The sequence below is a fragment of the Thiomicrolovo sp. ZZH C-3 genome (assembly GCF_054862725.1).
The window spans coordinates 615789-641065 of the sequence record NZ_JBTKXX010000001.1 but is presented as its reverse complement, the minus strand read 5'-3'; the positions used below and the strand labels follow the sequence as shown (position 1 = coordinate 641065).

The 25277-nt window shown below is 56.5% G+C and carries 24 protein-coding genes; 7 read left to right on the top strand and 17 right to left on the bottom strand.

The window, feature by feature from the left end:
* Nucleotides 1-13: 13 nt before the first annotated feature.
* Entirely contained in the window at nt 14-1033 is a 1020-nt protein-coding gene (locus tag ACXWTF_RS03280; RefSeq protein ID WP_461713583.1) for an alanine racemase, read from the bottom strand.
* A gap of 21 nt (nt 1034-1054) precedes the next feature.
* Here ACXWTF_RS03280 and ACXWTF_RS03275 point away from each other — a divergent pair, with 21 nt between their 5' ends.
* Nucleotides 1055-2098: an agmatine deiminase family protein gene (locus ACXWTF_RS03275; RefSeq protein WP_461713582.1), complete on the top strand. Its 1044-nt coding sequence runs from the start codon at nt 1055-1057 to the stop codon at nt 2096-2098.
* Here ACXWTF_RS03275 and ACXWTF_RS03270 read toward each other — a convergent pair.
* Entirely contained in the window at nt 2076-2225 is a 150-nt protein-coding gene (locus tag ACXWTF_RS03270) for a hypothetical protein (RefSeq protein ID WP_461713581.1), read from the bottom strand. The two genes, ACXWTF_RS03275 and ACXWTF_RS03270, sit on opposite strands and share 23 nt — an antisense overlap.
* 107 nt (nt 2226-2332) lie before the next feature.
* Between ACXWTF_RS03270 and ACXWTF_RS03265 the strand changes: the two genes are divergently transcribed.
* Nucleotides 2333-4357 (top strand): TonB-dependent receptor, encoded by a 2025-nt coding sequence (locus ACXWTF_RS03265; RefSeq protein ID WP_461713580.1) that lies wholly within the window; start codon nt 2333-2335, stop codon nt 4355-4357.
* 435 nt (nt 4358-4792) lie between these two features.
* On the opposite strand, the gene mgtE is transcribed toward ACXWTF_RS03265, so the two are convergent.
* Entirely contained in the window at nt 4793-6139 is a 1347-nt protein-coding gene (gene mgtE / locus ACXWTF_RS03260) for a magnesium transporter (protein ID WP_461713579.1), read from the bottom strand.
* Complete coding sequence (locus ACXWTF_RS03255; protein WP_461713578.1) at nt 6123-7337, bottom strand: peptidoglycan DD-metalloendopeptidase family protein; 1215 nt, start codon at nt 7335-7337, stop codon at nt 6123-6125. Before ACXWTF_RS03255 ends, mgtE begins: the two co-directional genes overlap by 17 nt.
* Nucleotides 7338-7467: 130 nt before the next feature.
* Between ACXWTF_RS03255 and ACXWTF_RS03250 the strand changes: the two genes are divergently transcribed.
* The 3 genes from ACXWTF_RS03250 (at nt 7468) to ACXWTF_RS03240 (ending at nt 10605) form a co-directional block, all read left to right on the top strand.
* On the top strand, nt 7468-8277 hold the full coding sequence (locus tag ACXWTF_RS03250) for a plasminogen-binding N-terminal domain-containing protein (protein WP_461713577.1): 810 nt from the start codon (nt 7468-7470) through the stop codon (nt 8275-8277).
* On the top strand, nt 8274-9659 hold the full coding sequence (locus ACXWTF_RS03245; protein WP_461713576.1) for an FAD-linked oxidase C-terminal domain-containing protein: 1386 nt from the start codon (nt 8274-8276) through the stop codon (nt 9657-9659). Before ACXWTF_RS03250 ends, ACXWTF_RS03245 begins: the two co-directional genes overlap by 4 nt.
* A gap of 64 nt (nt 9660-9723) precedes the next feature.
* Nucleotides 9724-10605 (top strand): YihY family inner membrane protein, encoded by an 882-nt coding sequence (locus ACXWTF_RS03240; protein ID WP_461713575.1) that lies wholly within the window; start codon nt 9724-9726, stop codon nt 10603-10605.
* Here ACXWTF_RS03240 and ACXWTF_RS03235 read toward each other — a convergent pair.
* The 9 genes from ACXWTF_RS03235 to ACXWTF_RS03195 form a co-directional block, all read right to left on the bottom strand.
* Nucleotides 10510-11733, bottom strand: a complete 1224-nt coding sequence (locus ACXWTF_RS03235; RefSeq protein ID WP_461713574.1) for a ComEC/Rec2 family competence protein — start codon at nt 11731-11733, stop codon at nt 10510-10512. The two genes, ACXWTF_RS03240 and ACXWTF_RS03235, sit on opposite strands and share 96 nt — an antisense overlap.
* A gap of 113 nt (nt 11734-11846) precedes the next feature.
* Nucleotides 11847-13289, bottom strand: coding sequence for a replicative DNA helicase (locus tag ACXWTF_RS03230; protein ID WP_461713573.1), 1443 nt, complete (start codon nt 13287-13289; stop codon nt 11847-11849).
* Complete coding sequence (ispG, locus tag ACXWTF_RS03225; RefSeq protein ID WP_461713572.1) at nt 13289-14350, bottom strand: flavodoxin-dependent (E)-4-hydroxy-3-methylbut-2-enyl-diphosphate synthase; 1062 nt, start codon at nt 14348-14350, stop codon at nt 13289-13291. Before ispG ends, ACXWTF_RS03230 begins: the two co-directional genes overlap by 1 nt.
* Nucleotides 14351-14398: 48 nt before the next feature.
* A complete protein-coding gene (locus tag ACXWTF_RS03220) occupies nt 14399-16237 on the bottom strand; it encodes a primosomal protein N' (protein WP_461713571.1) in 1839 nt (612 codons plus the stop codon).
* Between the two features lie 49 nt (nt 16238-16286).
* Nucleotides 16287-16718 carry a type II secretion system protein gene (locus ACXWTF_RS03215; RefSeq protein WP_461713570.1) on the bottom strand — a complete coding sequence of 144 codons (432 nt, stop codon included), beginning with the start codon at nt 16716-16718 and terminating at the stop codon, nt 16287-16289.
* A gap of 16 nt (nt 16719-16734) precedes the next feature.
* Nucleotides 16735-17190 (bottom strand): type II secretion system protein, encoded by a 456-nt coding sequence (locus ACXWTF_RS03210; RefSeq protein ID WP_461713569.1) that lies wholly within the window; start codon nt 17188-17190, stop codon nt 16735-16737.
* Between the two features lie 195 nt (nt 17191-17385).
* Complete coding sequence (locus ACXWTF_RS03205; protein WP_461713568.1) at nt 17386-17865, bottom strand: type II secretion system protein; 480 nt, start codon at nt 17863-17865, stop codon at nt 17386-17388.
* An 89-nt stretch (nt 17866-17954) separates the two neighbouring features.
* Nucleotides 17955-18179 carry a hypothetical protein gene (locus ACXWTF_RS03200; protein WP_416768764.1) on the bottom strand — a complete coding sequence of 75 codons (225 nt, stop codon included), beginning with the start codon at nt 18177-18179 and terminating at the stop codon, nt 17955-17957.
* A gap of 21 nt (nt 18180-18200) precedes the next feature.
* Nucleotides 18201-18434 carry a hypothetical protein gene (locus tag ACXWTF_RS03195; protein ID WP_461713567.1) on the bottom strand — a complete coding sequence of 78 codons (234 nt, stop codon included), beginning with the start codon at nt 18432-18434 and terminating at the stop codon, nt 18201-18203.
* A 101-nt stretch (nt 18435-18535) separates the two neighbouring features.
* Here ACXWTF_RS03195 and uvrB point away from each other — a divergent pair, with 101 nt between their 5' ends.
* A complete protein-coding gene (gene uvrB / locus ACXWTF_RS03190) occupies nt 18536-20509 on the top strand; it encodes an excinuclease ABC subunit UvrB (protein ID WP_461713566.1) in 1974 nt (657 codons plus the stop codon).
* A gap of 50 nt (nt 20510-20559) precedes the next feature.
* On the opposite strand, the gene ACXWTF_RS03185 is transcribed toward uvrB, so the two are convergent.
* Together ACXWTF_RS03185 and pckA are read right to left on the bottom strand one after the other, a co-directional pair.
* The gene (locus ACXWTF_RS03185) at nt 20560-21123 is read right to left on the bottom strand and encodes a DedA family protein (RefSeq protein WP_461713565.1); all 564 of its coding nucleotides are present in this window, start codon (nt 21121-21123) and stop codon (nt 20560-20562) included.
* 80 nt (nt 21124-21203) lie between these two features.
* A complete protein-coding gene (gene pckA / locus ACXWTF_RS03180; protein WP_461713564.1) occupies nt 21204-22796 on the bottom strand; it encodes a phosphoenolpyruvate carboxykinase (ATP) in 1593 nt (530 codons plus the stop codon).
* Nucleotides 22797-23125: 329 nt separating this feature from the next.
* Between pckA and ACXWTF_RS03175 the strand changes: the two genes are divergently transcribed.
* Entirely contained in the window at nt 23126-23416 is a 291-nt protein-coding gene (locus ACXWTF_RS03175; RefSeq protein ID WP_461713563.1) for a c-type cytochrome, read from the top strand.
* Here the strand turns inward: ACXWTF_RS03175 and ACXWTF_RS03170 are convergent.
* Together ACXWTF_RS03170 and ACXWTF_RS03165 are read right to left on the bottom strand one after the other, a co-directional pair.
* The gene (locus tag ACXWTF_RS03170; protein WP_461713562.1) at nt 23400-24590 is read right to left on the bottom strand and encodes a sensor histidine kinase; all 1191 of its coding nucleotides are present in this window, start codon (nt 24588-24590) and stop codon (nt 23400-23402) included. The two genes, ACXWTF_RS03175 and ACXWTF_RS03170, sit on opposite strands and share 17 nt — an antisense overlap.
* Nucleotides 24538-25206 carry a response regulator transcription factor gene (locus ACXWTF_RS03165; protein ID WP_461713561.1) on the bottom strand — a complete coding sequence of 223 codons (669 nt, stop codon included), beginning with the start codon at nt 25204-25206 and terminating at the stop codon, nt 24538-24540. Before ACXWTF_RS03165 ends, ACXWTF_RS03170 begins: the two co-directional genes overlap by 53 nt.
* Between the last annotated feature and the right edge of the window lie 71 nt (nt 25207-25277).

Sequence of the window (25277 nt, the reverse complement as noted above, 5' to 3'; positions counted from 1 at the left end):
GTCCCGGTGAGTCCTACTCGATAATTTTGCGCGGCAGACGGGGATCCAGGCCGACAAGGACCTCATACGAGATGGTCCCGGCCGCGGCCGCGTAGCTGCGGGCGTCATTGAAGATGAGCAGCTCCTCCGCCTCGCCGGAAAAGCTGCAGTTGTCCATGGAGACGCGCCCCAGCATCCTTTCGCCGCCGGGCGCACTGTAGCGGTTCGAGGCCGTGCGCAGCAGCCCGTCGGCATACCCCACATCGTAATTGCTGATCTGCAGCTGGTGATCGGCGCTGAAACAGCCGCCGTACCCGACGCGTTCGCCCTGGTTGAGCCGACGCTGGGAGAGCTTTTCGCCCCAGAGCGAAAGGATGGGGAGCAGGTCCGGCTGCGGCAGCCCCTCGGGCATCTCCAGACAGCCGTACGCCGCAATCCCGACGCGCACCATGTCATCATGCCCTTCATGACTTCTAAAGGTCGCGGCGGAGTTCGCGGAGTGGAAACGGAGTTTGGTGAAGCCGTAGCGTTTGGCCAGCATCAGGGCTTCGCGCTTGACGCTTTCAAAGGTGTGGCGCTGCCAGAAGTATTCGCTCCCCATTTCGTCCGCGCTGCGGTGGTGGGTCAATACCCCTTCGAGCTTCAAGCCGTTCTTGCTGATCTTTTCAAAAGCGTGGTGCAGCAGGTGCGGCGGGACCCCGTTGCGGTGCATCCCCGTATCGACCTTCAGCTCCACCCGACTGCCGGGGGGGAAGCTTTTGATCTGCTCCATCGCATTGATGGTGAAACAGTATGCGGGCATCAGCACGGCCGGCGTATCCGCGAGGACAAGGATGTAATGGAACTTGTCCCGGACCTGCTCCGCCTCGTCAATGGTACGGACGACGGCCCGGGTGATCCCGTACTTGCTCGCGACCTGCGCGATCTGCTTCAAGCCGTGCCCGTACGCATTGTCCTTGAGGACCAGTGCGATCTTGTCACGGCTCTGGAGCTGTTTGGAGATCATATTGAGATTGTGGTGGAACGCTTTGCGGTCTAGGGTGATAAAAGCCATACGACATTATAATGTCATAAATTGAATATAGCGAGCCCAGCAGTGCCCCAGCCGAAACGTCTCCCCGCCGAGTTTGAACCCCAGTCCTTCGTCCAGCTGATCTTCCCCCACGCCACCAGCGACTGGGCCCCCTATCTGGATGAAGCATGCCTTACGTTTGCCCGTATCGCCGAGGCCGTTTCCCGCTACCAGCCCTGCCTGATCGTCTGCGACGACATCGACCGGGTCCAGCGTTACGTCGCCCCGGGCGCGAACCGCTGTTTCACAGCGTACAAGACCGACGATACCTGGGCCCGCGACTGCAGCGGCATCACCGTCGAAACGGAGACAGGGTGCCTGATCCAGGACTTCACCTTTACCGGGTGGGGCGGCAAGTTCGAAGCGGCCAGGGACAGTGCCATGACCGCTGCGATTGCCGGATGCTACGATGCCCCGGTTGCCTCGCACCGCTTCATCCTCGAAGGGGGCGGGATCGAGAGCAACGGCGAAGGAGTACTGCTCGTCACCGAAGCGTGCCTGCTCAACCCCAACCGCAACACGGCCCTGACAAGCCGCGCAGAGATCGAAGCCGTGCTTTCCGAGATCCTGGGCGTCAAACGGACCCTCTGGCTCACCTCGGGCTACCTCGCCGGGGACGACACCGACAGCCACATCGACACCCTCGCCCGCTTCTGCGACGCCGACACCATCTGCTACGTCAAGTGCACGGATACCGACGACGAACATTATGAGGCCCTGCAAAAGATGGAGCAGGAGCTCCGCGCACTGCGCAACGACCGCGGCGAGCCTTTCCGCCTCGTCCCCCTGCCGATGACCCAAGCGATCCATTTTGAGGATGAACGGCTGCCGGCGACCTACGCAAACTTCCTCATCATCAACGGCGCCGTCCTCGTCCCGGTCTACAACGACCCCCATGACGACGAAGCGCTGGCGGTTTTCAGAACGCTCTTCCCCGACCGTGAGGTCATCGGCATCGACTGCAGCGTCCTGATCCGCCAGCACGGTTCACTGCACTGCGTGACGATGCAGTTCCCCGCCTGCGTTACTCTGAACTGCCCCCAATAACGGCTTCGACCTTCTCCGGTGTCACCTCCTGCTCCGTAAAGAGCAGGGAGAAGCCCTGAAATAGAAAGAAACCCGACCCGGCAAGCAGCAGGATAATTTTAATAATCTGTTTCGTTTTTGCATTCATGAGCGCCATTGTAACGCACCCGTCGTCATGTCGCGGCCATTTAACACCCCCTTAACAATTTTTCTCTAGTATTTGTGGTTTTGAATGCAATGAAATGAAGGACAAGAATGAAGAAAACAGTATTGGTTTCACTGGCAGCGGCAGCACTGCTGGCCAATGACGCGGCAGAGAACAACGCGACCGCCGGCGGGGAAGCAACCCTCGACAGTATCGTTGTCGAAAGCTCGTCGCTCAGCGACGTCAACACCGAAGAGATCAAATCCGCCGACACCGCCGAGGCGCTGGCCAAGCAGGTGCCGAGCATCACCCTGGTCCGCCGCAGCGGTATCGCCAACGATATCATCCTCCGCGGCCAGAAGCGCGACAACATCAACGTCATCGTCGACGGCGGCAAGATCTACGGCGCCTGTCCCAACCGTATGGACCCGCCGACCTCCCACGTCATCACGAACAACATCTCCTCGATCAGCATCATCGAGGGACCGTATGACGTTGAACACGCCGGGACCCTCAGCGGCCTCGTGACCGTCGACACCGTCCAGCCCGACAAAGGGATGCACGGTAACTTCAACGCCGGGATCGGTAGTTACGGCTACTCGAAGGTCGCCGGTACCCTCACCGGCGGGAACGATACGGTCCGCGCGCTGATCGGCGTCTCGGGCGAGTGGAGCGGCCAGTACGAAGACGGCAGCGGCAACACCTTCGCCGACCAGATCGACAACGCCGTCGCCGCGGGCACCGCCAAGGCCCCCAATGCCTACCTGCCCTCCGAACGCGACCGCAGTGCCTACGCAAAACGCTCCGTCATGGCGAAGCTCTTTGTCAACCTGGCCGAAAACCAGGAACTTCGCCTGGGCTATACGGGCAACCGCAGCGACGGTGTCCTCTACCCCAACTCCGGGATGGACGCCCGCTACGACAACTCGGACCTCTACAACGTCCAGTACGTAGCCACGGATCTGGCCGGCTGGTCCAAGGAGCTGAGCGCGACCTACTACTACTCCTACGTCGATCACCCGATGTGGACTGCATGGCGCAAATCCTCCATGATGATGGGCACCATGACCAACCACCTCACCTCCACGATCCAGGGGGCGACGCTCAAAAACACGACGGCCGTTTCAGACACGATGGATATTACCTTCGGGCTTGACGGCAGCCTCCGCAACTGGGACGGCGCCTACGACCTGAACGGCACCATGCCAATGGGCGCGAGCATCGATGATGCCGACACCCGCAACGTCGCCTTCTTCGCCGAACTGGAAAAACGCTATCGCAACGCCGCGTACAAACTGGGGCTGCGCTATGACGATACGGCCATCACTACCGGGAATCCCGCACTGCAGGACAACGACTACACCTCCGTCGGCCTCAACCTCTTTGCCGACTACTCCCTGACGGAGTACCTCGGTTTCTTCGGCGGCATCGGTATGGCCTCCCGCGTCCCGGACGCCCGCGAGCTCTACTTCCAGAAAAGCGGCATGATCGTCGGTACGCCCGATCTTGAGCAGACGACGAACTACGAAGCCGACCTCGGGATGACCAACACCTACAGCAATTTCAATCTGAAGACGCGCCTCTTCTACAGCCGTCTGAAGGACTACATCTACTATAACGCCACGCCGACGATCACGCAGAACAAGTTCGAGAATATCGATGCCACGATCTGGGGGGCTGAAATCGCCGGGACATGGTTTGCAACCGATTCCGTCTATATCGACTTCGGCGCAGCATACCAGTACGGCAAAAAAGACAGTGCGCTCAGAGACCAGAACGGCACCAACCTCGCCGACATCCCGCCGCTCAAAGGCCACCTGGCCCTCAACTGGAACTATCGTGACGACAGTATGGCGACCATCGAAGGGGTCGCTGCGCACCAGTGGGACCGTTACGATGCGGAGAACGGTGAACAGGCCATCGGTGCCTGGGCGGTCATGAACCTCAAAGTCGATCACCGTATCAACCGCAACTTCGGTCTGATCCTCGGCGTCGACAACGTCTTCAACGCGACCTATGCCGTTTCCAACACCTACAAAGACCTGACGCTCCTCAGCCTCGACCCTGCCGGCGACGTCATGCTACTGAACGAGCCGGGCCGCTACTACTACGCCAACGTCTCATACAAATTTTGATACGCCGCAGGAGCAAAACAAGGGTACCGCTCGCAACGCGATGTTTCCTTGAAAGCCCCTGGCAGCTACGCTGATGCTGTGTCCGCTTCAGCAGCGGGCTCATACCCCGAGGGCACTTCCTCCGGGGCGCGTGCAGCAAACCGCACTTTTATCTTTTACCCCCGAAAAACAACGTGTCTTACTTCGGTTGAAATATCAAGATCGAAATGGTCATTAGCGGATCGAGCGGATAATTAATGGTTGGATGTTGCCGAAGGCGCACCCCGAGAGTATTTCTTTCAGAGCAGCAGCCCTTTGTGCTTTTTTTCCCCGGTTCGGCTTCTGCTTTGCACAAGACAAGGTGAATTGAGGCGCAGCCTCAAGAGAGGATACCCTGGGGTGCAAAGAAGAAGGGGAACAAAAACATTCATTCTACAGACAAAAAGAAGGAAAGGATCAGAGCAGAATAACCTTGGCCAGTCCAAGGAAGCTGAAGAAGCCGAAGACGTCCGTTGCCGTCGTCAGCAGCACGGTCGAACCGACCGCCGGGTCGATGTTGAGCCGCTTGAGTAGCAGGGGAATGGAAGCCCCGAAGAAGCCGGCGATAAAGAGGTTGATGATCATCGCCATGCCGATGACCAGCCCCAGCAGCGGCAGCTGGAACCAGGCCCAGGCGATCAGCCCCATGATCAGGGCGAAGAGCAGCCCGTTGAGCAGCGCAACGGCGATCTCCTTGTAGAGCGCCGACTTGGCATTGCCGAACTCGATGTCCCCCAGCGCCATCTGGCGTACCATGACCGTCAGGGTCTGCGTCCCCGCGTTGCCCCCCATCGACGCGACAATCGGCATCAGGATCGCCAGCGGGACATAGGCGGCGATGGTCGCGTCGAAGAGCCCGATGACCGCCGAGGCGAGAATGGCCGTCAGCAGGTTGACAAAGAGCCAGCTCGCGCGGTTTTTGAAAACCCCCCGGATATCCTCTTCCTGCTCGACCTCGTCGTTGACCCCTGCCAGGTTATAGATCTGCTCGGTCGCACGCTCTTCGATAACGTCGTAGATATCATCCGAGGTGATCCGGCCGACCAGGCGACTGTCGTGGTCGACGACCGGCAGCACGGCAACGTCGTACTGTTCGAAGATCGTCGCGACTTCGTCGATGTCGTCGGTCGCTTCGACCGAACGGAATTCTTTGGTACCCAGCTGTGCCCGGAAGGTCTGTTCGAAGTCCATCAGGATCATATCTTCCAGGGCGACGGTTGCCACCAGACGGTGCTCGTCATTGACGATATAGAGCTGATGGACGTTCTCCAGCTCACCCTCTTCCTTGAGCCGTTTGAGCCGGGCGATCGCATCGCGCACCGTCTCGTCGAGGGTCGCCTCGAAGAGCTCCGTCTGCATCCACGCCCCGGCCTGGTCGGCCTCGTAGCTGCGGATCTTGTCGATATCTTCGCGGTCTTCCTCGTCGAGCTGTTCGTAAACGGCCTCGGATTTGTCTTCGTCGATATCGACAATATCCTCGATCAGCTCCGCGGCATCGTCCGAATCCAGCCCCTCGACCGCCTCGGCCAGCTCTTCGCTGGAGTAAAACTCGATCGCTTCCTCTTTGAGCTTTTCAGAGAGCTCCAGCAGGACCTCACCCCGGACATCCTGGGGGATCCGGCCGAGCATCCCGCGGAAATCCTCCGGGTTCTCCTGGTGGATGTTTTTGAGCAGGTAGGCGATCTCACTGGCGTGGGGGAGATGGTCCGTCTTGCCCAGCAGAAACTGATCGAAAGCGTGCTTGATCTCACTGATGTGTTTCATTGTTCTCCCCCCTTTTCAGCGGACGGCAGTTTTCGGGGTCGATATAGCAGGCATTGTCGATCGTCTCAACCCTGACGGCCTTCGTCGGGTGTGCCAGTACGTCATCGACCAGAGTATTCAGACGCGCCATTTCACCCCGGAAGGCTTTGAGCGCCTTGCCGCCGAGCTTCTTTGTCGTCACCTGGACCACGCGGGCGGGGTTGATCGCCCGGCCGTTCTTATAGAGCCCGAAGTGCAGGTGCGGTCCCGTCGAGAGCCCCGTGCTCCCCACGTAGCCGATCACCTGCCCCTGTTTGACGTGCTTGCCGCGATGAATACCGCGTCTGAACGCTTTTTGGTGGGCATAGAGCGTCATATAGCCGTCACTGTGCCGGATTTTGATCAGCTTGCCGTAGCCGCGGGTGCGTCCGGCAAAGATGACGGTACCGCTGCCGGCGGCAACGATTGGCGTTCCCCGGGGTGCGGCATAGTCCACACCCAGATGTGCCCGGTAGCGCTTGAGGATCGGGTGGTAGCGCCGCAGCGTGAACCCGGAACTGACCCGGCCGTTTCGCACGGGTCTGGAGAGCAGGAACCCCTCGACCTGGCGCCCCTTTTCGTCATAATAGCGCTCATCGCTGTTGAGGTAGACCGAGTGCCGTTTCCCCCGCATCTCGATCATTCCGACCTGAAGCTCCGGCATGCCGAAGGGGCTTCCAAGACGGTATTTCTGCGTATAGACCATGACCAGTTTGTCCCCTTTGCGCAGATCGCGGCGGAAGTTCAGAGAGTTCTTGAATCCGGCGACGAAAGCATGTGCCAGGGAGCGGGAACCGGTCGCTTTGAGGATGTCATAATAGGGGGAGTTTTCAATGGAGAGGCTGATCGATTCCTGTTTGGTCGACGCAATCACCGGGATCGCTTCAAAGGCGAAGGTGCCTGCTTTTCGGTAGAGATGCAGCTGCAGTTCGTCTGAGACGGGAATGAGCACCTGTTCGATGGTGCCGTTGCGGTCATGCATCACCTGGTAAGGCATGCCGCTGCGAAGTTCCTCGGTCAGCTTCTGGTCGTCGCTGTCGATATCGTAATAGAGCGCCTGGGGCAGGTGGAGGCGTTCCAGGAACATCAGGTACGTTTCGCCTTCGCTCCATTTGTACGTTTCCACCGACGACGCCAGCAGCACCAGGGGCGCCAAGAGCAGCCAAAAGAACCGAACCAAATCTCACCTCCATCCAACGGATGTGAAAGGGTAGCAGATTCGTGCTAAAGCCCAGCTCTAAAGGGCATAAAGAGCCCATTTATCAACGCTAGGCTATAATTTTTTCCCATTTAGACTGCCAAGGTTTTCAGTGACAAGACTCATCTTTATGCTTCCGTTCTTTTTCGGGCTTCTTCATGCCGGCGCACTGCACCTCTCCCTCGAAAGCGTCTCCGCCGAGAAGGAGACCGGTACGATCAAGACCGCCCGGGTCGAACCGGGCGTCAGCGGCTTTGTCGTCCGCCACTTTACCCCGGAGCACAGTGCGATCATCGCCAATGCCGTTGCCAAGCGCTATGACGACGCGGCCGGCGTGCTGACCGTCGCCTTCTCAGAGTACAGCGGATTGCAGCAGAACTCCCTGCCGCGCGGTGAGTGGCAGCCCGAAGCGGGTGACGAGGTGATCCTCGCTTTCGCCTATACCCGCGGTGTGCTGCTCGCCCCGACGCGCTCGCTCTACTTCAAGCTGACCGAGCAGCTTGGCAGTGTCGAGTGGATGCACCCCGACACCCTGGCGACCTATCTCTCCTACGAGGGTCATCCGACGCCCCTCAAGGAAGACCTGGCCGGTTTCTGTACCGTCGCCACGACGGGGCTGCTCTTTCTCTACCTGGATGACACCCTCTTCACCCTCGACTGCCAGAGCCTGAGCCTGCTGCAGATGAGCCAGGCCGGCCTGAGCTACGACGAGCCGCAGCTGCCTTTCTACACCCGGGTCGAAGAGATCGACGCCAACTGGTTCGGCAGCGGCAGCGGCAGGCTCGATGCCTACGGGCCCTACTACCTCGAACTGCTCGTTGAAAACAACCCGCACTCGCAGAAACTATACGACTTTATTCAGTCGCATCCAAGCGCCGATAAGCAATTATTAGACGAATTTGACCTGAAGGGCCAGCCATGATCGATCCCAAGCACCTGCAGCACTTTGCCGCCGTTGTCGGCGACGACAATATCTACAGCGACAAAGCGCACCTGCTCGCCTACTCCTACGATGCGACCCGCGAACGTTTCGAACCCGATGCCGTCCTCTTCCCGCGCCATGAACAGGATGTCAGCGACATTCTGCGCTACTGCGACGAACACGGCATCGTCATCGTCCCCCGCGGCGCGGGCAGCGGCTTCACCGGCGGGGCGCTCCCCAGCCACGGCGGGATCGTCCTCGCCTTTGAAAAGCATATGAACAAGATCCTCGAGATCGATATGCAGAATATGGTCGCCGTCGTACAGCCCGGGGTCATCAACATGGACCTGCAGCGCGCCGTCGAAGCGGTCGGCCTTTTCTACCCGCCGGACCCGGCCAGCCAGGACTACTCCACGATCGGCGGCAACGTCAGTGAGAACGCCGGCGGTATGCGCGCGGCGAAATACGGCATCACCAAGGACTATGTCATGGCCATCAGGGCGGTGCTGCCCAACGGCGACGTTATCAAGGCCGGCAAACGGACCATCAAGGATGTCGCCGGCTACAACATCGCAGGCATTCTGATCGCCTCGGAAGGGACCCTCGCCGTCACGACGGAAGTCACCCTCAAACTGATCGCCAAACCGAAAATGACCAAAACGGCGATGGGCGTTTTCTCCTCTGTCACCGAAGCGATGGAAGCGGTCTACAAAACAATGGCATCGGGCGTCACCCCGGTCGCGATGGAGTTCCTCGACAACCTCACCATCCGCGCCGTCGAGCAGACCTTCAACAAAGGCCTTCCCGTCGATGCGGGCGCCATCCTCGTCACCGACGTCGACGGCAACCTCGAACCCGACCTGGACTTCCAGCTCGCCCAGATCGAGAAGGTCTTCCGCGAGAACGGCTGTTCGGACTTCGTCATCGCCAAGGACAAGGCTGAAGCGGCCGACCTCTGGTTCGCCCGCCGCAACGCCAGCCAATCCCTCGCCGTCTACGGCAGCAAGAAGATCAACGAGGACGTCACCGTCCCCCGTTCCGCCCTGCCGGGACTGCTCGAGAAGTTCTACGCCATCGCCGAGAAGTACAATATCAACATCCCCTGCTTCGGCCACACGGGCGACGGCAACGTCCACACCAACGTCATGGTAGACGGCAAAGACCCCGAACAGGTCAAGATCGGCTACAAGGCGATCGAAGAGGTCTTCCAGGCCACCATCGACATGGGCGGGACGCTGAGCGGCGAGCACGGCATCGGCCTGGCGAAGGCCCCCTACATGGGCATGGCCTTCACCGACGAGGAGATGAACCTCTTCAAGGCGATCAAAAAAGCCTTCGATCCCAACAATATCCTCAACCCGAACAAGATGGGCCTCGACTAAACCGCCTTCCCCGGTGCACCCCCGTGCACCGCTTCCGTAAAGCGCTTTGTGCTACAATCTTCGTATGCAAGAGAACATCCACCGCTACTCCTGGAAACGCTTTAAGCGGCACGCCCGATACTACTGGAACCAGCTCCTTGACTCCGAGCTGACCTATTACGCTTCGAGCCTCAGTTTCTACACGATCTTCACCGTTATCCCGCTGCTGATGATCATCCTCTCCATCGCGGTGACGATGCCGAGTTTCCAGGAGTATTACGCGGACCTGAAGGCCTTTCTCATCGAGAACCTTCTGCCGGTGCAGTCCGAACAGATCTCCCAGTATATCGACGAGTTTCTCAGCAACGCCGTCAAGCTCAGCGTCGTCGGTTCCCTGATGATCGTCGTCGCCTCCATGCTCTTTTTCGAAAACTACGAGTACATCGTCAACAAGATCTTCCATACCAAGCGCCGTACCATCTGGCAGTCCGTCACAACCTACTGGACCCTGGTGACACTGAGCCCGATCGCCTTCGGGCTCTCCATCTACCTCTCCACCCGGGCCGCTGCCATACTCGCCGAATACGGGGCGACGGCCTGGTTCAACCTGGTGAGTATCTTCCCCTACTTCATCGTCTGGATGCTCTTCTTCATCATCTACAAGATCTCGCCCAACACCAACGTCGACACCAAGGCCTCCTTTATCACCTCCTTTATCATCGCCGCCGTCTGGACGCTGGCGAAGAACGGTTTCGTCTACTACATCTTCTACAACAAGACCTATTCGACTGTCTACGGCTCCTTCTCCATCGTTCTCTTCACCTTCATCTGGATCTATACATCGTGGATCATCTTCGTCTACGGCCTCAAACTATGCTACCTGATAGACCGCGCCTACAAATACCGCCGCGGCCAGAAGGGGCAGGAGCATTTTGACCGTCTTGGATGGAAGCGCAAGCAGGCTTAGACCCACCCAGCAAATTAATAACCACCATCCCGCTTCTACCCTGACGGCGGACACGGGCAATTCGAGGATCCGGACGATCGCTGCGTCAAGGATGCCTCCTGCACCGACTGCGTGCAGCAACAGCGCCAGCGGGTAGAAGGGGATAAAGAGCATTGTCCAGAGGATAGAGAGCGGATGTAGCGCCGAGAAGGTACCGAAAATCGCCAGAGCGATCGGCAGCATCATGAGGTAGACCCACACGTGTATCCCGACGAAGGTAAAAACTTTACCCCTATCGGCGAAAGTGTGCAAAAATAGAAAAATGTAGTAGACCCCCGCCACAGAGAGCCAGAAACCGACGGAAAAGAGCAGTCGGGGCCAGAGCGCAATCAAGAGTACGGCGGCGATAAAGAGGGACTGGAACGAGAGCAGCCTTAAACCGCGGTCATAAAGGAAAAAGCCGATGAGCATCATTGCAAAGGCGCGCAGCACGGAGGGCGGCAGCTGCAAAAAGAGGGCATAGCCCAACAGGATGATGGCCGTGACGCCGAACAGATCCCTATTCGCATTTCGCCAAGGAAACCAGCGCGACTGCAGGGCGCGGTAGGGAAAACGCAGCAGCGTAAATAGCAGCACGCTGAGCAATCCCAGGTGAAAGCCGCTGATTGCCAGCAGGTGGCTGATGCCCAGCTGCCCCAACGACGTTCGTACTGCGGGGGGAAGCGGCGTAGCCGTAAAAAGCGCTGCAAACAGTGCACCGCTTCGTCCTTCGTCGTGCTGGGCGGCAAACCACTCCCCCGCCCAAAACTTCCACTGGCGTTGCGGCAAGACGGCATCGACGGCACCATAGGCGAAAAAACCGCTGAGGTAGTGCCTGAAATCCAGACGGTCCGTTCGCAGCCAGACCCGTACCGCATACCCCTGCAGGTTTCGCAGGGCCGCCGGGGCCGTCATATAAAAGGAGGCACCTGCCTCGCTGCGCAACTTGAGTACCTGATAGATTCGCTCCGCCTTGCGTTTTTCATACTGCTGCTCGACGGTCGCAAAGATCACCGCATCGTCATACCGGGTCAGCCGTTTATAGGCACGATACTCCCCGCCCAGGGAGAGGAGAAAAACAGCGATTAGGAGACCCAGGGAAAGTATCACTTCCCTCGGGGAGGTTAAAAGCGCAGGGGGCTCAAGTTTCATATAGAATAACTATTTTGGTTTATAGCTATTCTATCAAAACTTCTTGAAGGGGAAAATGGAGAGTCTGCGTGTTAAATCGTCGGCATGGAAACGCTGCCGACATCCATCTCCGCACTCTTCGTATCGACGTTCTCGTAAACGATCTCCGTCGCGTTATAGGTCGGCATGTCGATAAAGCGGGTCAGCCGCTTCTGGAAGAGCAGCTTGACATGGCCCGTCGGACCGTTACGCTGCTTGCCGATAATGATCTCGGCCTCCTCTTCCTCCTTCTCGACATAGGTGGGCGTAAACTCCTTGCCCTCGGCCTTCGCGGCCTTTTCACGCTCTTTCTCCTCCTTGTAGAGGTAGACGTCGTCGCGGTAGACGAAAAGGATGATATCGGCATCCTGCTCGATAGAACCGGATTCGCGGATATCGCTGAGCATCGGACGCTTATCGTTACGCGACTCCAGACCGCGGTTGAGCTGGGAGAGTGCGACGATGGGCATCTCCAGCTCACGCGCCAGCATCTTCAGTCCCCGGGACATTTCGCTGACTTCCAGGTGGCGGTCACGCGTGCCCGTGCCGCTCATGATCTGCAGGTAGTCGATGACGGCCATTTCAATCTCGGGGTGCTGCCCCTTGAGCTTGCGCAGACGGGAACGGAGCTGGTTGATGTTGACCGAACCCTGGTCATCGACAAAGAGTTTGCTCGACTGCATCCGCTCGACCGCCTGGCCTAGCCGTGTCCACTCCTCGTCATTCATATCGCCGACACGGAGCTTCTGCAGCGGGACGGAAGTATCGACGGAGAGCAGACGCAGCATCAGCTGCTCCGCCGGCATCTCCAGGGAGAAGAAGGCGACGCCTTTGCCTTTTTTGAGCAGGTTCTGCACCATATTAAGCGCAAAGGAGGTCTTCCCCATCGCCGGGCGCGCCGCAACGATGACGAGGTCTCCCTTGCCGAATCCCGTCGTCATTTTGTTGAGTTCGGCGAACCCCGTATCGACACCGACGAGGACCGAGTTGCCCCGCGCTTTCATCTCTTCGATGTAGCGCATCGTATCGATCGTGACCGACTCGGCGTCTTTGAAGTCGCTCGTCTGAGAATCCTGCGTGATCTCGTAGAGTTTTTTCTCGACCATATCGACGACTTCACTGCTGGGCCACTCCTCTTCGAGCGCGACCTTCTTGATCTCCGTCGTCAGGGTCAGCAGATGGCGCTTGAGGGATTTGTCCTTCAGCTCTTTGACGTAGGCCGCCGTATTCGAGATCGGGTTGGCCGAAAGGATCTCGAGCATCACGTTCTCGTCGAACTTCTTCTTTGCGTTGAGCTCTTTACGAATAAACTCCTCGTCAATCGGCTCGTCCCGCCGGGAGAGGGAGACGATGGCCCCGTAGATATCCTGGTGTGCCGGCAGGTAAAAATCCTCGGACTTCAGAATCGCTTCGAGGTCCTCGAACTGGGAGGGTTCGAAGATGATCGAACTGAGTACGGCCTTTTCAAAGGCGAGGTTGTAGAGTTTCTCTTCCATTATTCGTTCCCTTCCGCCATCTTCTCAACCTCGTCGACGAACTTGTCCACCAGTTCCTTCTCCTCCAGGCGTGCAACGACTTCGCCCTTGACCATCACCAGGCCGCTCCCTTTGCCGTAGGCGATCGCGACATCGGCATGCTGCGCTTCACCGATGGCATTGACGACGCACCCCATAACGGAGACGTTCAGCGGGGCCTTGATATGCTTGGTGCGCTTTTCGATCTCGTCCACCGCGCTTACCAGGTCCGCTTCGATCCGGCCACAGGTCGGACAGGAGATGATATTAAGCCCCTCGCCCGCCGCGCCGGAGTCTTTGAGAATCGCACGGCCGACGTTGATCTCCTCTTCGAGCTCACCGGTAATGGAAACGCGCAGGGTATCGCCTATCCCCTCAAGCAGCAGCGTGCCCAAACCGATGGCACTCTTGACCGTCGCGTGGAACTTCGTGCCCGCTTCGGTCACCCCAAGGTGGAAAGGGTAATTGTTCTTCGGGCGCAGCAGGCGATACGCCTCGACGGTGCGCTGTACGTCGCTGGCTTTGAGCGAGACCTTGATATCGCTGAAGCCAAGGTCCTCGAGAAACTTGATGTTGTACTCCGCCGAGGCGACCATCCCCTCCGCCGTCTGGCCATACTTTGCATCAAACTGCTTCTCAAGGCTGCCCGCATTCACACCGATGCGGATCGGGATGTTGCGTTCCTGGCAGGCTTTGACGATATCCGTGACCCGGCTCTTTTCGCCAATGTTGCCCGGGTTGATGCGGATACAGTCGACAACTTCCGCCGCCACGAGGGCCAGTTTGTAGTTGAAGTGGATATCGGCGACAAGCGGCAAAGAGATCCGCTCCTTGATCGCCTTCAGCGCCAGCGCGTCCTCCATATCCGGGACGGCAACGCGCACAATGTCGCACCCTGCGAAATGGAGACGGTTGATCTGCTCGACCGTCGCTTCGACGTCGCGGGTACGGCTGTAGGTCATCGACTGCACGGAAATAGGCGCATCCCCGCCGACGGGGACATTTCCGACATAGATCTGCTTGGTGGGGTAGCGCTTAATCATAGAGGGATTTTAGCCAGATGGGCGTTAGTTTGAGCTTTCAAATAGACATTACCCAAACTCAATGGGGTCCATGTCGATCTCGGCCAGCGGCACCTTCGTCGTTTTGAGTGCGCGGATCAGATCGGTGCTCTTATCAGCGCGCAACAGCAACTGGAAGCGATATTTCCCGGCAATCTTTTCGATCGGGGCTTTTCCCGCACCGACAATCTCCACCGCTGCGAACGCTTTCAGCCCCGCTTCCATCTGCCGCATAGCTGCTTCAGCCGTCTCGCTCTTTTTATGGGCAAAAAGCACGCGGCAAAGCTTCTTGTAGGGCGGGTACATCCCCTCCCGGAACAGTTTTTCCTCTTCCAAAAAACGTTCATAACCATCCACGTAGGCGGAAAAGAACTCAGCATTGAAGGTCTGTACGATAACCCGTGCCGCCTTTTTCCGGCCGCTACGCCCCGCGATCTGAAGCAGAAGCGACAACCCGCGTTCCCGAGCACGGTAGTCGCTGAGGCTCAGCAGGTTGTCCAAACCCAGCACGACCGCCAGTGTCACCGCATGGTAATCATGCCCCTTCGAGAGCATCTGCGTCCCGACAAGCAGATCGATCTCGTGTTCGTTGAAGGCGTGCAGCAGCTCCTTGAGCTTTTTTTGCGTCGTGATCTTGTCCCGGTCGAACTGCGCCACCCGCCACTGTGGCCGCTGCTCATGGAAATATTCGACCGCCTCCGCCGTGCCCAGTCGCGAACTGACTAGGTCGCCGGTCTGGCATTCGGGGCAGTGCTGGGGAATCGCCTCTGCATACCCGCAGTAGTGGCAGCGCACCTGGCGGCGGTAGCGGTGCACGCTCATCCCGACACTGCAGAAGGGGCACTCGTAGGTGTAGCCGCAGCTGCTGCAGATAAGATACTTGAAGTTTGCCCTCGTCGGGATAAAGAGCATCGCCTGCTCTTTTTGGGCCACAGCCACCTCGATGGCCGATTCGATCTTCGGTGTGATCCCCTCGGCATGCGCTTCAAACTCAAACGCTCGCTCGCTCTGGAAATGCCCTCCTTTGAGCCTGTAGTGAGGGAACTTTACATAGGAGGTGAGGGATGGAGTCGCACTGCCGAGCACAACGGGGATCTTGAGCAGTTTGCCGTAATAGATTGCCATGTCGCGGGCATGGTAGCGCGGACGCGAAGAGGATTTATAACTATCGTCATGCTCTTCGTCAACGACGATCACGCCAAGATCGTCAATCGGCAGGAACAGCGCAGAGCGCGGGCCGGCGATGATCCCCGCCTCCCCGCTACGGATCTTCGAGAGGGCCTTCTCCTTCTGCTTCTTCGTCAGTTTCGAGTGCCACATCACTACGGCATCCCCAAAATGCGCTTCCAGACGCTTCTGCATCTGCGGTGTCAGCGAGATTTCCGGCATCAGGAACAGGGAACGTTTTCCCTTTGACAGCATCGCCTCAAAATATTTCATGTATATCTCGGTTTTGCCCGAACCGGTATCGCCGAAAAGCAGGGAGATAGGATACTGTTCTAAAAATGAAAACGCCTCTTCCTGGCGTTGCGAAAGCGTAATTGCTCCATACATCGTCTTACCCACTTCGCCTGACACCCCGTCATAGGGGACAAAGAGACCCAGCGCCTCCCCCAGAGAGCAGAAATAGTACTCTGAGATAAATCTTGCGAATTCAATTTGCCAATTTTTGAAATAGGTGCTTTGTACCGCAGTGATCTTTTCTGTATCGAAAGCTGGTTGTTCAACCTTTTTCATGACAATGCCAAGTCGCTTTCTAGACTGTAACGACACCTCGACAACCTGTCCCTGTTCCAAGGGCGTGTCAGATGCGTAAGTCAGCGCAGTAAGGGGAGTATTTAAAAGAGAGAGTTCAAAAAAATAATTCATTGGCTATCGTGAAAGGAAAGAAAAAAGTTTCACAATAGCCACAACAACATCAGTTGCCGACAAGCCCGTCGCAATATTCCTGGTTTGCGGTCGTTAAGCTGAACGTGCCGTCATTATCATCATAGTGAAAAGCACAGTCGATGTTTCCGACTTGATAGATATAATCACCGGCACCATTTCCAGCTCTCCAGTGCCCGCCCGCGGTTTTCGGCGAAATTGGGTACATCAGAATCTTCCCGGTTCCGTTTCCGTCAAAAAGCAATCCGCTTGCTCCGCCTGCATCCCCGCTGATCCGCGTCGGGTATGATGTCTGCCCCCGCAGAAGGTATTGCTGCCGTACCGAAACGATCCCGGAACGGATCGCAGCGACATCAGCCGCCCCCTTCGATATCTGTGCATCTTCTCTTGTCGCCGCAAACTTTGGAACTGCAACGGCAGCCAAAATTCCAAGCACGACAATCACAAAAACTAGTTCAATCATTGTAAATCCGTATTTCTTAGCGTGCAATTACTTTTCCTTTTAGTGGGATAGGGAATTTCCCCTCGTCAATCACTTGCTGCAATCCCGAACAAAGATGGTCGGTGCCGGCGTTAGCAAAGCTGATTTGTATCTCTTCAACATTACCATCAACGCTCTGATTGATATCCAGCATAACACAGTCATCCGTCTGTCCCATTTTGAATGAGACGTGTCTAGCCAATTCAGTGGCCTTTCCAGCGGCGACAGCTCCATCAATTGCCCTGGACATATTGGACATGATCGGGTCAACTACTCCTCGTGCAACAACATATGATGCACATTCAAAACTGCCTGTCATTATATCCTGACCCATTCTCGAGATTTCAGCATCGTCACGTGTGGCAGCAAGTTTCGGAATTGCGATGACTGCCAACACCCCTAATACTACGATGACAAATATCAGTTCGATCATCGTAAAAGCACTCGATTTCATAAACCGCCCTTTGCATCTATACACTTTAATATAACTTCATCGTATCCAATTAAGTCTAATTGAATTCTTAATAAGAACAGATACGAACAATAAGACACTTTTTGACTGAAGAATAAAGGAGGATTAGAACCCGGGAACATCCATGATTCTAACAATGCTGCCTTGAGCAAGTGCTCAAGGCATTATAATGTAGTGTTAGCGTACAACACCTGTACCACCGAGCTGAGTCGGCTGCGTCGTCATTGCAACAATAGCAGGATCGTCTGAAACTGCCGTACAAACTGTTGAAGCATTAGCCAGGTCTGTTACAGTCACGTGTGTAGCGTTAGCATCGATTGAAACACAAGCTGCTGATGTCGCAGTGTTACCATCACAAAGAAGGAATGCTGTACCACTTGCTACTTGTGCAGTTGCAGGCACATCACATGTACCTTGAGCAAGCGGAACATTCGAAACGACATTAACAGTTGTTGCCGCATTTTGCCAAATTGCCTGACCCTGTGAAGTATAGAATGATGTAAAATCACCCAATGCTGTACGTGCATTTCCGACAATTGCAGAAATTTTAGCATCATCACGTGTTGCGGCAAGCTTCGGAATGGCGACAGCCGCCAAAATACCAAGAATAACGATAACGAAGATCAATTCGATCATTGTAAAACCAGCTCTTTTCATAAGAGACTCCTTAACATAAGTTTTGGCCACACTCGTAACCTGATGTTATTATGTAATCTTCTTACTTATAGAAAGATTAATGGAATTGTTTATTTTTTACCGTCCACTGTTGCCAACATCGTTTCAAGTCTGCTTTCGAGCTCGAAGAGTTCGTAGTTTTTGCGCACATATGCCTGCAGCAGTACTTTCAGATCATTGTTGGCATCCAGTTTGAAATCTTTATCGAGTTGATCGAGCAAGAAATCCGCGAAGGCATCATCGAGGTCGATGTCGAAGCGGCTGCGGTTGACGGTGAGGGAGACTTTTTTGCTCATGCGCTGTGCCGGACCTCCGGCTTATCCGAGAATGCTCTCGATCTTGTTGACGATCTCTTCGATCTCGCGCTCTTTGGCGGCATTGTCCGCCTCGAGGCGTTCGATCTGGCCGCGATAGGCTTCGTTTTGCGCCTGCTGGTTCATCAGGTCGTTTTTGAGGACTTCGTTCTCCTCTTTGAGCGCCTGGAGCTGTGCCATGACCTGTGAAATCTTTCCGCCGAGTCTGTCAACGACGCTTTGTCCTTGCTGTTCCATAATTTTTCTCAATCCTGTTTCTCTCATTTGGGCAACGGGAGTGCTCCCCGCCGCGCTTGGTTATAATTCTATCACAAAGAGATAAGAGTAAAGGATGATACGTGGGCAGATTTGAAGTCGTCACCGAGTATGCACCGGCTGGAGATCAGCCCGGGGCGATAGCAACCCTCGCCGAGAGTGTCCTCAACGGGCACCGATACCAGACCCTCGAGGGGGTGACCGGAAGCGGCAAGACCTTTACCATGGCCAAAGTCATTGAAAAGACCCAGCTGCCGACGATCATCATGACCCACAACAAAACCCTCGCCGCCCAGCTCTACAGCGAGTTCAAGGCCTTCTTTCCCAACAACCATGTCGAATACTTTATCAGTTACTACGACTATTACCAACCCGAGGCCTACATTCCGCGCCAGGATCTTTTTATCGAGAAAGACAGCTCTATCAACGACGAGCTCGAACGCCTCCGCCTCTCCGCAACGGCCAACCTTCTCAGCTACGACGACGTCATCGTCATCGCCTCCGTCTCCGCCAACTACGGTCTTGGGGATCCGGAGGAGTATGCGAAGATGGTGCAGATCCTCGAGGTCGGAGAGGAGATCGGACAAAAAGAACTTCTCTTGCGCCTCGTGGAAATGGGGTACTCCCGCAACGACACCTACTTCGACAGCGGCCACCTGCGCGTCAGCGGCGACGTACTCGACATCTACCCACCCTACCTCGAGGACGAGGCGATCCGCGTGGAGTTCTTCGGCGACGAGATCGAAGCCATCTACACGTTCGAGGTCATCGCCAACAAGAAGCTCGAAGAGAAGGAGAAGGTGACCGTCTACGCCACGAGCCAGTTCACCGTCGGGCAGGAGAAGCTCTCGCGGGCCGTTAAGACGATTGAGGACGAACTGGGCGAGCGGCTGGACAACCTGCTAGCCAACGAAAAGATCGTCGAAGCACAGCGGCTGAAACAGCGCACCGAGTTCGACCTCGAGATGCTGGAGACCGTCGGTATGTGCAAAGGGATCGAGAACTACTCCCGTCACCTCACGGCCAAAAAGCCGGGGGAAGCCCCTTACACCCTCCTGGACTACTTCGCCATCAACCATGACAAGTACATGATCATCGTCGACGAATCCCACGTCTCCCTGCCGCAATTCCGGGGGATGTACGCCGGGGACCGCAGCCGCAAAGAGGTACTCGTGGAGTATGGCTTCCGACTTCCCAGCGCCCTGGATAACCGCCCGCTCAAATATGAGGAGTTCATCAACAAGGCGCCCCACTACCTCTTCGTCTCCGCCACCCCCGCCGAAACGGAACTCGAGCTGAGCGCCGTCAAGGCCGAACAGATCATCCGCCCGACGGGACTACTCGACCCCGTCGTCACGATCAAGGACTCTGACAATCAGGTCGAAGACCTCCACGACGAGATCAAGAAGACCGTCGAAAAAGGCGACCGCGTCCTGGTGACCGTATTGACGAAGAAGATGGCAGAGTCCCTTACCACGTACCTGGCCGACCTGGGTATCAAGGTGCAATACATGCACTCCGATATCGACGCGATCGAACGCAACCAGATCATCCGTAGCCTGCGCCTGGGGGAGTTCGATGTTCTGATCGGGATCAACCTGCTGCGCGAAGGACTCGATCTGCCGGAAGTCAGCCTCGTTACCATACTCGACGCCGACAAAGAAGGCTTTCTCCGCTCTGAAACTTCTCTGGTGCAAACCATTGGACGCGCCGCGCGTAATGCCGACGGCCGTGTCATCCTCTATGCCAAGAAGATGACGCGTTCCATGAAGGCCGCCATCGACATCAACAAGCAGCGTCGCGAAAAACAGATCGCCTATAACGAGGCCCACGGCATTACGCCGACGACCGTCAAACGCAAGCTGGATGAGAACCTCAAGCTCGAGGAGACGGGCGAACTTTACAACAAGCGCAAAAAGCTGGAGAAGATGCCGGCAGCCGAGCGTAAAAAGATCCTGGCCGAGCTGAACCTGAAGATGAAAGAGGCGGCCAAAAAACTGGAGTTTGAAGAGGCGGCCCGCCTCCGCGACGAGATCGCGAAAATCCGGCAGCTGTAGTTCCGTGTTATGCAGGCCTGAGCGCCCGCTCTTTGCTCAAGCCAGGAAGGTTATGCTTTTTTCTTCGTTGCCCGGCTGAGATAGAACCAGATGAGCCCGCCAAGTACGACGATGATCAGCGGCGCGATATAGGGGCGTTCGACGATCGCTTCGTAGACGCCCATGATCGGTTTGCCGGCAAGGTAGCTCCCCAGACCAACGACCAGTGTCCAGAGCAGCGCCGCGAAAAAGTTAAGGACGGAGAAGCGGGTAAAGTCATACTTCGTGATCCCGATCGCAAGCGGGATCAGCGTTTTAATGCCGTAGACGAACTTCTGCATGAAGATGATCCAGCTGCCGTGCTTCTTCATCAGCATATGCGACAGGGCCAGTTTACGGCGGTGTTTGTGAAAATAGTTCAACACCTCTTTTTTATGATAGCGCGCCATGTAAAACAGCAGGGTGTCCCCGAGAAAGTTCGACACCATTGCAACGGCCATTGCAGTGGCGAGATCCATCTTCCCCATATAGGAGAGCACCCCGGCCGCCATCAGGCCGACAAAACCGCCGCCCAGCGAGTAGAGAAACAGTGCAATATAGCCGTACGTCGTCAAGTTGGAGAACATATCTTCCATATAGTGTCCGATAAAGAAATTTGGGGGATTATACTCTAAAGAGAAAAAGGGAAGGCCAACGGGGAGACCCCGCCCCTATATCAGGACTCGATCTTCGGTCCGGCTTCGTGGTAATCGAATTCGTGCCCGCTCTGCTCTTCATATTTGTGGAAGTTGTCGATAAACATTGCCGCGAGGCGGTCGCGCGCAGCGTCGAACTCCTCTTTGTTTGCCCATGCGTTACGCGGGTTGAGCACTTTCGGGTCGATATCGCCGAGCGCTTGCGGGACCTGGAGACGGAAGGTACGCGTCGTATCGAACTCGCAGTCGTTGATGGAACCGTCAAGGATGGCATCGATACATGCACGCGTATCTTTGATGCTCATACGTTTGCCGATACCATAGGGGCCGCCCGTCCAGCCGGTGTTGACCAGGTAGACGTTAACACCGTGCTTGTCGATCTTCTCGCCGAGGAGTTTCGCATAGACCGTCGGGTGCAGCGGCAGGAACGCTTCGCCGAAACAGGCGGAGAAGGTTGCGACCGGCTCGGTAATTCCGCGTTCGGTGCCAGCGACTTTGGCCGTGTAACCGCTGAGGAAGTAGTACATCGCCTGCTCTTTGGAGAGTTTGGAGACCGGAGGCAAAACACCGAAGGCGTCCGCGGTGAGGAAGATGATGTTTTTCGGATGCCCGGCCATCAGGCCCGGCTGGCGGTTCTCGATATGCTCGATGGGGTAGGAGACACGGGTGTTCTCCGTTTTACTGCCGTCACCGTAGTCGACGATTCCCTCTTCGTCGAAGACGACGTTTTCCAGCAGGGCACCGCGGCGGATCGCCGCGTAGATCTCAGGCTCGTTCTTCGGATCGATATCGATGACTTTGGCGTAACAGCCGCCCTCGAAGTTGAAGACCCCTTCGTCATCCCAGCCGTGCTCATCGTCACCGATCAGCGCGCGGTTCGGGTCGGTGGAGAGGGTCGTCTTGCCCGTACCGGAGAGGCCGAAGAAGAGTGCCGTATCCCCATCCTTGCCGACGTTGGCGGAACAGTGCATGGCCATCTTGCCCTCGAGCGGCAGCCAGTAGTTCATCATGGAGAAGATCCCTTTTTTCATCTCCCCTCCGTAGAAGGTACCGCCGACGATCGCGATGTTCTCCTCAACGTTGAACAGCACGAATACTTCGGAGTTGAGACCATGTTCTTCCCACTTCTCATTCACGGCTTTACAGGCATTGAGCAGCGTGAAATCCGGTGTGAAGCCTTCAAGCTCCTCTTCCTCCGGTACGATGAACATGTTACGGACGAAGTGGGACTGCCATGCGATTTCGGAGACGAAACGGATATTGCGGCGGCTGGAGGCGCTGGCACCGCTGAAGAGGTCGTTGACATAGAGCTTCTTACCGGAAAGCTCTTTGACGGCGACGGCATACACCTCATCAAACACCGCTTTCGATACGGGCTGATTCACGTCACCCCAGGCGATATATTTGTTGGAAGGCTCTTCAAAGACAAAGAATTTGTCCTTGGGGCTGCGGCCGGTGAAGATACCGGTATCGACCGTGGTCGCACCGCTGCTGGTCATATGACACTCGCCGTTCTTCAGCTCATGGTCGATCAGATCGTCCATGGAAAGGTTGTAAAAAATCTCTTGGGTATTCTTAATGCCTAATGCTTCCAGTGCTTCCGCATTTATCATCTTGTCTGCCTTCTCTCTTTTGCTGTTCTTATATGGTATTAGGCCCACCGTTTGCTTTCGCTTAAAGACACTGTGTGCGGGCCGCATACAAAAACGAAGTGGGGAATTATACGTCGTTGAAGGCATAAGCATCCTGAAAGTGCGAAGTTAAGCTGTCTCATTCGGTTTCAAGGCACCCATTCCGGCCCCTGTATTCCCTGTCTTTCAGCCATTGCACATATGGGTATTTTTTCATCACCCGAAAATTTTCTTTGCTTGAAAACAGCGCTTCACAATCCCTCCACGATCCTTTCCTATACTGCCTGTATCAAAACATTAGGAGATACACCATGAAAAAGTCACTGTTACTCATTACCATCCTCGGCGTCGCACTCAGCGCGGCGGACGGAGCGGCCCTCTTTAAGAAATGTGCCGCCTGCCACGGTGCCAACGGCGAAAAACACGCCCTGGGCAAAAGCAAAGTCATCAATACGATGACCCCCGCAGAGATCGAAACCGCCCTCAAGGGCTACAAAGACGGCACGTACGGCGCTTCTATGAAAGCACTCATGAAAGGCCAGGCTGCTTCCCTGGACGAAGCACAGATCAAAACGATCGCCGAATTCATCGGGGCCAAGTAAGCACGAACTGCGTCAGTTTCCCCTCCGTTTCCACCCGGATGCGGACACGGTAGCGCGACGCGATCTGGGCGACCAGATGCAGCCCGATACCGAATCCGCCCCGGCTCTCGTCCGCCCGGGCAAACCGCTCGAAGATCCGGGAGAGTTTCTCTTCCGGGATCGGCACCCCGGTGTTGGCGATCCGCAGTACATTTCCCCCAATCTCTACCGACACTTTCGTCTCCCTGTCACTGTACTTGACCGCATTGGAAAGCAGGTTGTCCAGAAGGCGTGCCGCCAGCGTCCGGTCCATGACCACATCCATCGGCGCATTCACGCTGATTTCAAGCTGCAATCCCTTTGCGTCAAAACGGGTCTGGAAATACTCCAGGCGTTCATGGACGAAAGCCTCCATATCAATCGGGACGTCTTCAATACGGACATCCCGGCGCAATAGCAAAAAGGTAAGATCGTCATAGATCGATCCGATCGTCCGCGCCGCGGTCTCGATACGGGCGATCTTTTTGCGCTGCTTTTCATTCAGAACCGCCGTATCAAGGCGCTCCACGTTGGTCAAGATCGCCGTTACCGGCGTATTGAGCTCATGGGTCGTATCCTTGATAAAACTGTCCAGCAGCGCTACAGCTTCTTTCATCGGCCGGAGGAAAAGGCGTGACAATCCCACCCCGGTCAACAGCAGCAGTATGAATAAAACGGCACCGTACATGGCCGCACTGCGCCAGTAGAGCCGAAGCCACAGCCCGTCGTCCTCGGTCATCATCACCGTTTTGCCGTCTTTGAGACCGTAGGAGCCCATCGGTATGATCAGGTAGATCTTCCCGGCACTTTCGTGAATGCCGGGCGAGAAATCCGGCGGGAGCATCGGCAGATCGCCCCCGACCCGTTTGCCGCCGAGATAAAAAGCGGTATCGTAGGCCGGGTCCGCCGGAAAGTCCGCCCGTTCCCCCTGCATCCATCTGATCAAGTTCGGCAGGTAACTCTCCCCTTCGAGCTGCATCGCCAAACGGTGAGAAGAGAGCATCTCCGACTTGGAAGCCTGAAAGTAAAGCAGTCCCAGCAGCGCGAGGATAGCGAGCCCCATCAGGGTATAGAGCAGGACAAAAGAGCGGAACGTCCGGTTCTCAGCGAAACTGATAGCCCGTACGTTTGTGGCTGATGATACGGTCTTTGCCAACGGCACTCCTGAGGGTTTTGATGTAGGTGCGCAGCGCCTCTTCGCTCGGGGTCTCTTCAAAGCCCCAGAGGTGCGTATTGATCACCTCGTGGGTCACGACGTCACCGCGGCGCTGCAGCAGCAGCTCCAATAGCTTGCGCGGTTTTTCGGCCAGTTTCACCGGTTCCCCGTTGGCGTAGAGCAGCGCATTCTGCACATCGAATGCCAACCCCTCTCCCAGATCCATCCGTTCACTGACGGGGTGGGAGAAACGGCGGCGGAGCATACTCTGGACCCGCAACAGCAGCTCTTTGAGCGAGAAGGGTTTGCGTACATAATCGTCCGCCCCGCTCTCGAACCCCTGCTCCGCATCGGCGGCGCTGTCCCGCGTCGTCAGAAAGAGCGCCGGGGTCTCGACGCCGCGTTCTCTGGCCTCCCGCAGGACCTCGAACCCGTTCTTTCCGGGAACATTGACATCCAGGATCAGAAGATCAAAACTGCGTTCATAAAGCTGGTCTTCCGCACACTCGCCGTCGAAACAGCCGACAACGTCAAAACCCTCCTCTTCAAGGTATTCACTCAGGGTTTCGTGCAGGGCCGTATCGTCTTCAAGCAGCAGGATCGTCGTCTTCTTCATACGGTTGATTGTATCAGGATATGGTAAAATTGTCGACAATGCAGCGCACGGTCTTTTGGTTACTTCCACTT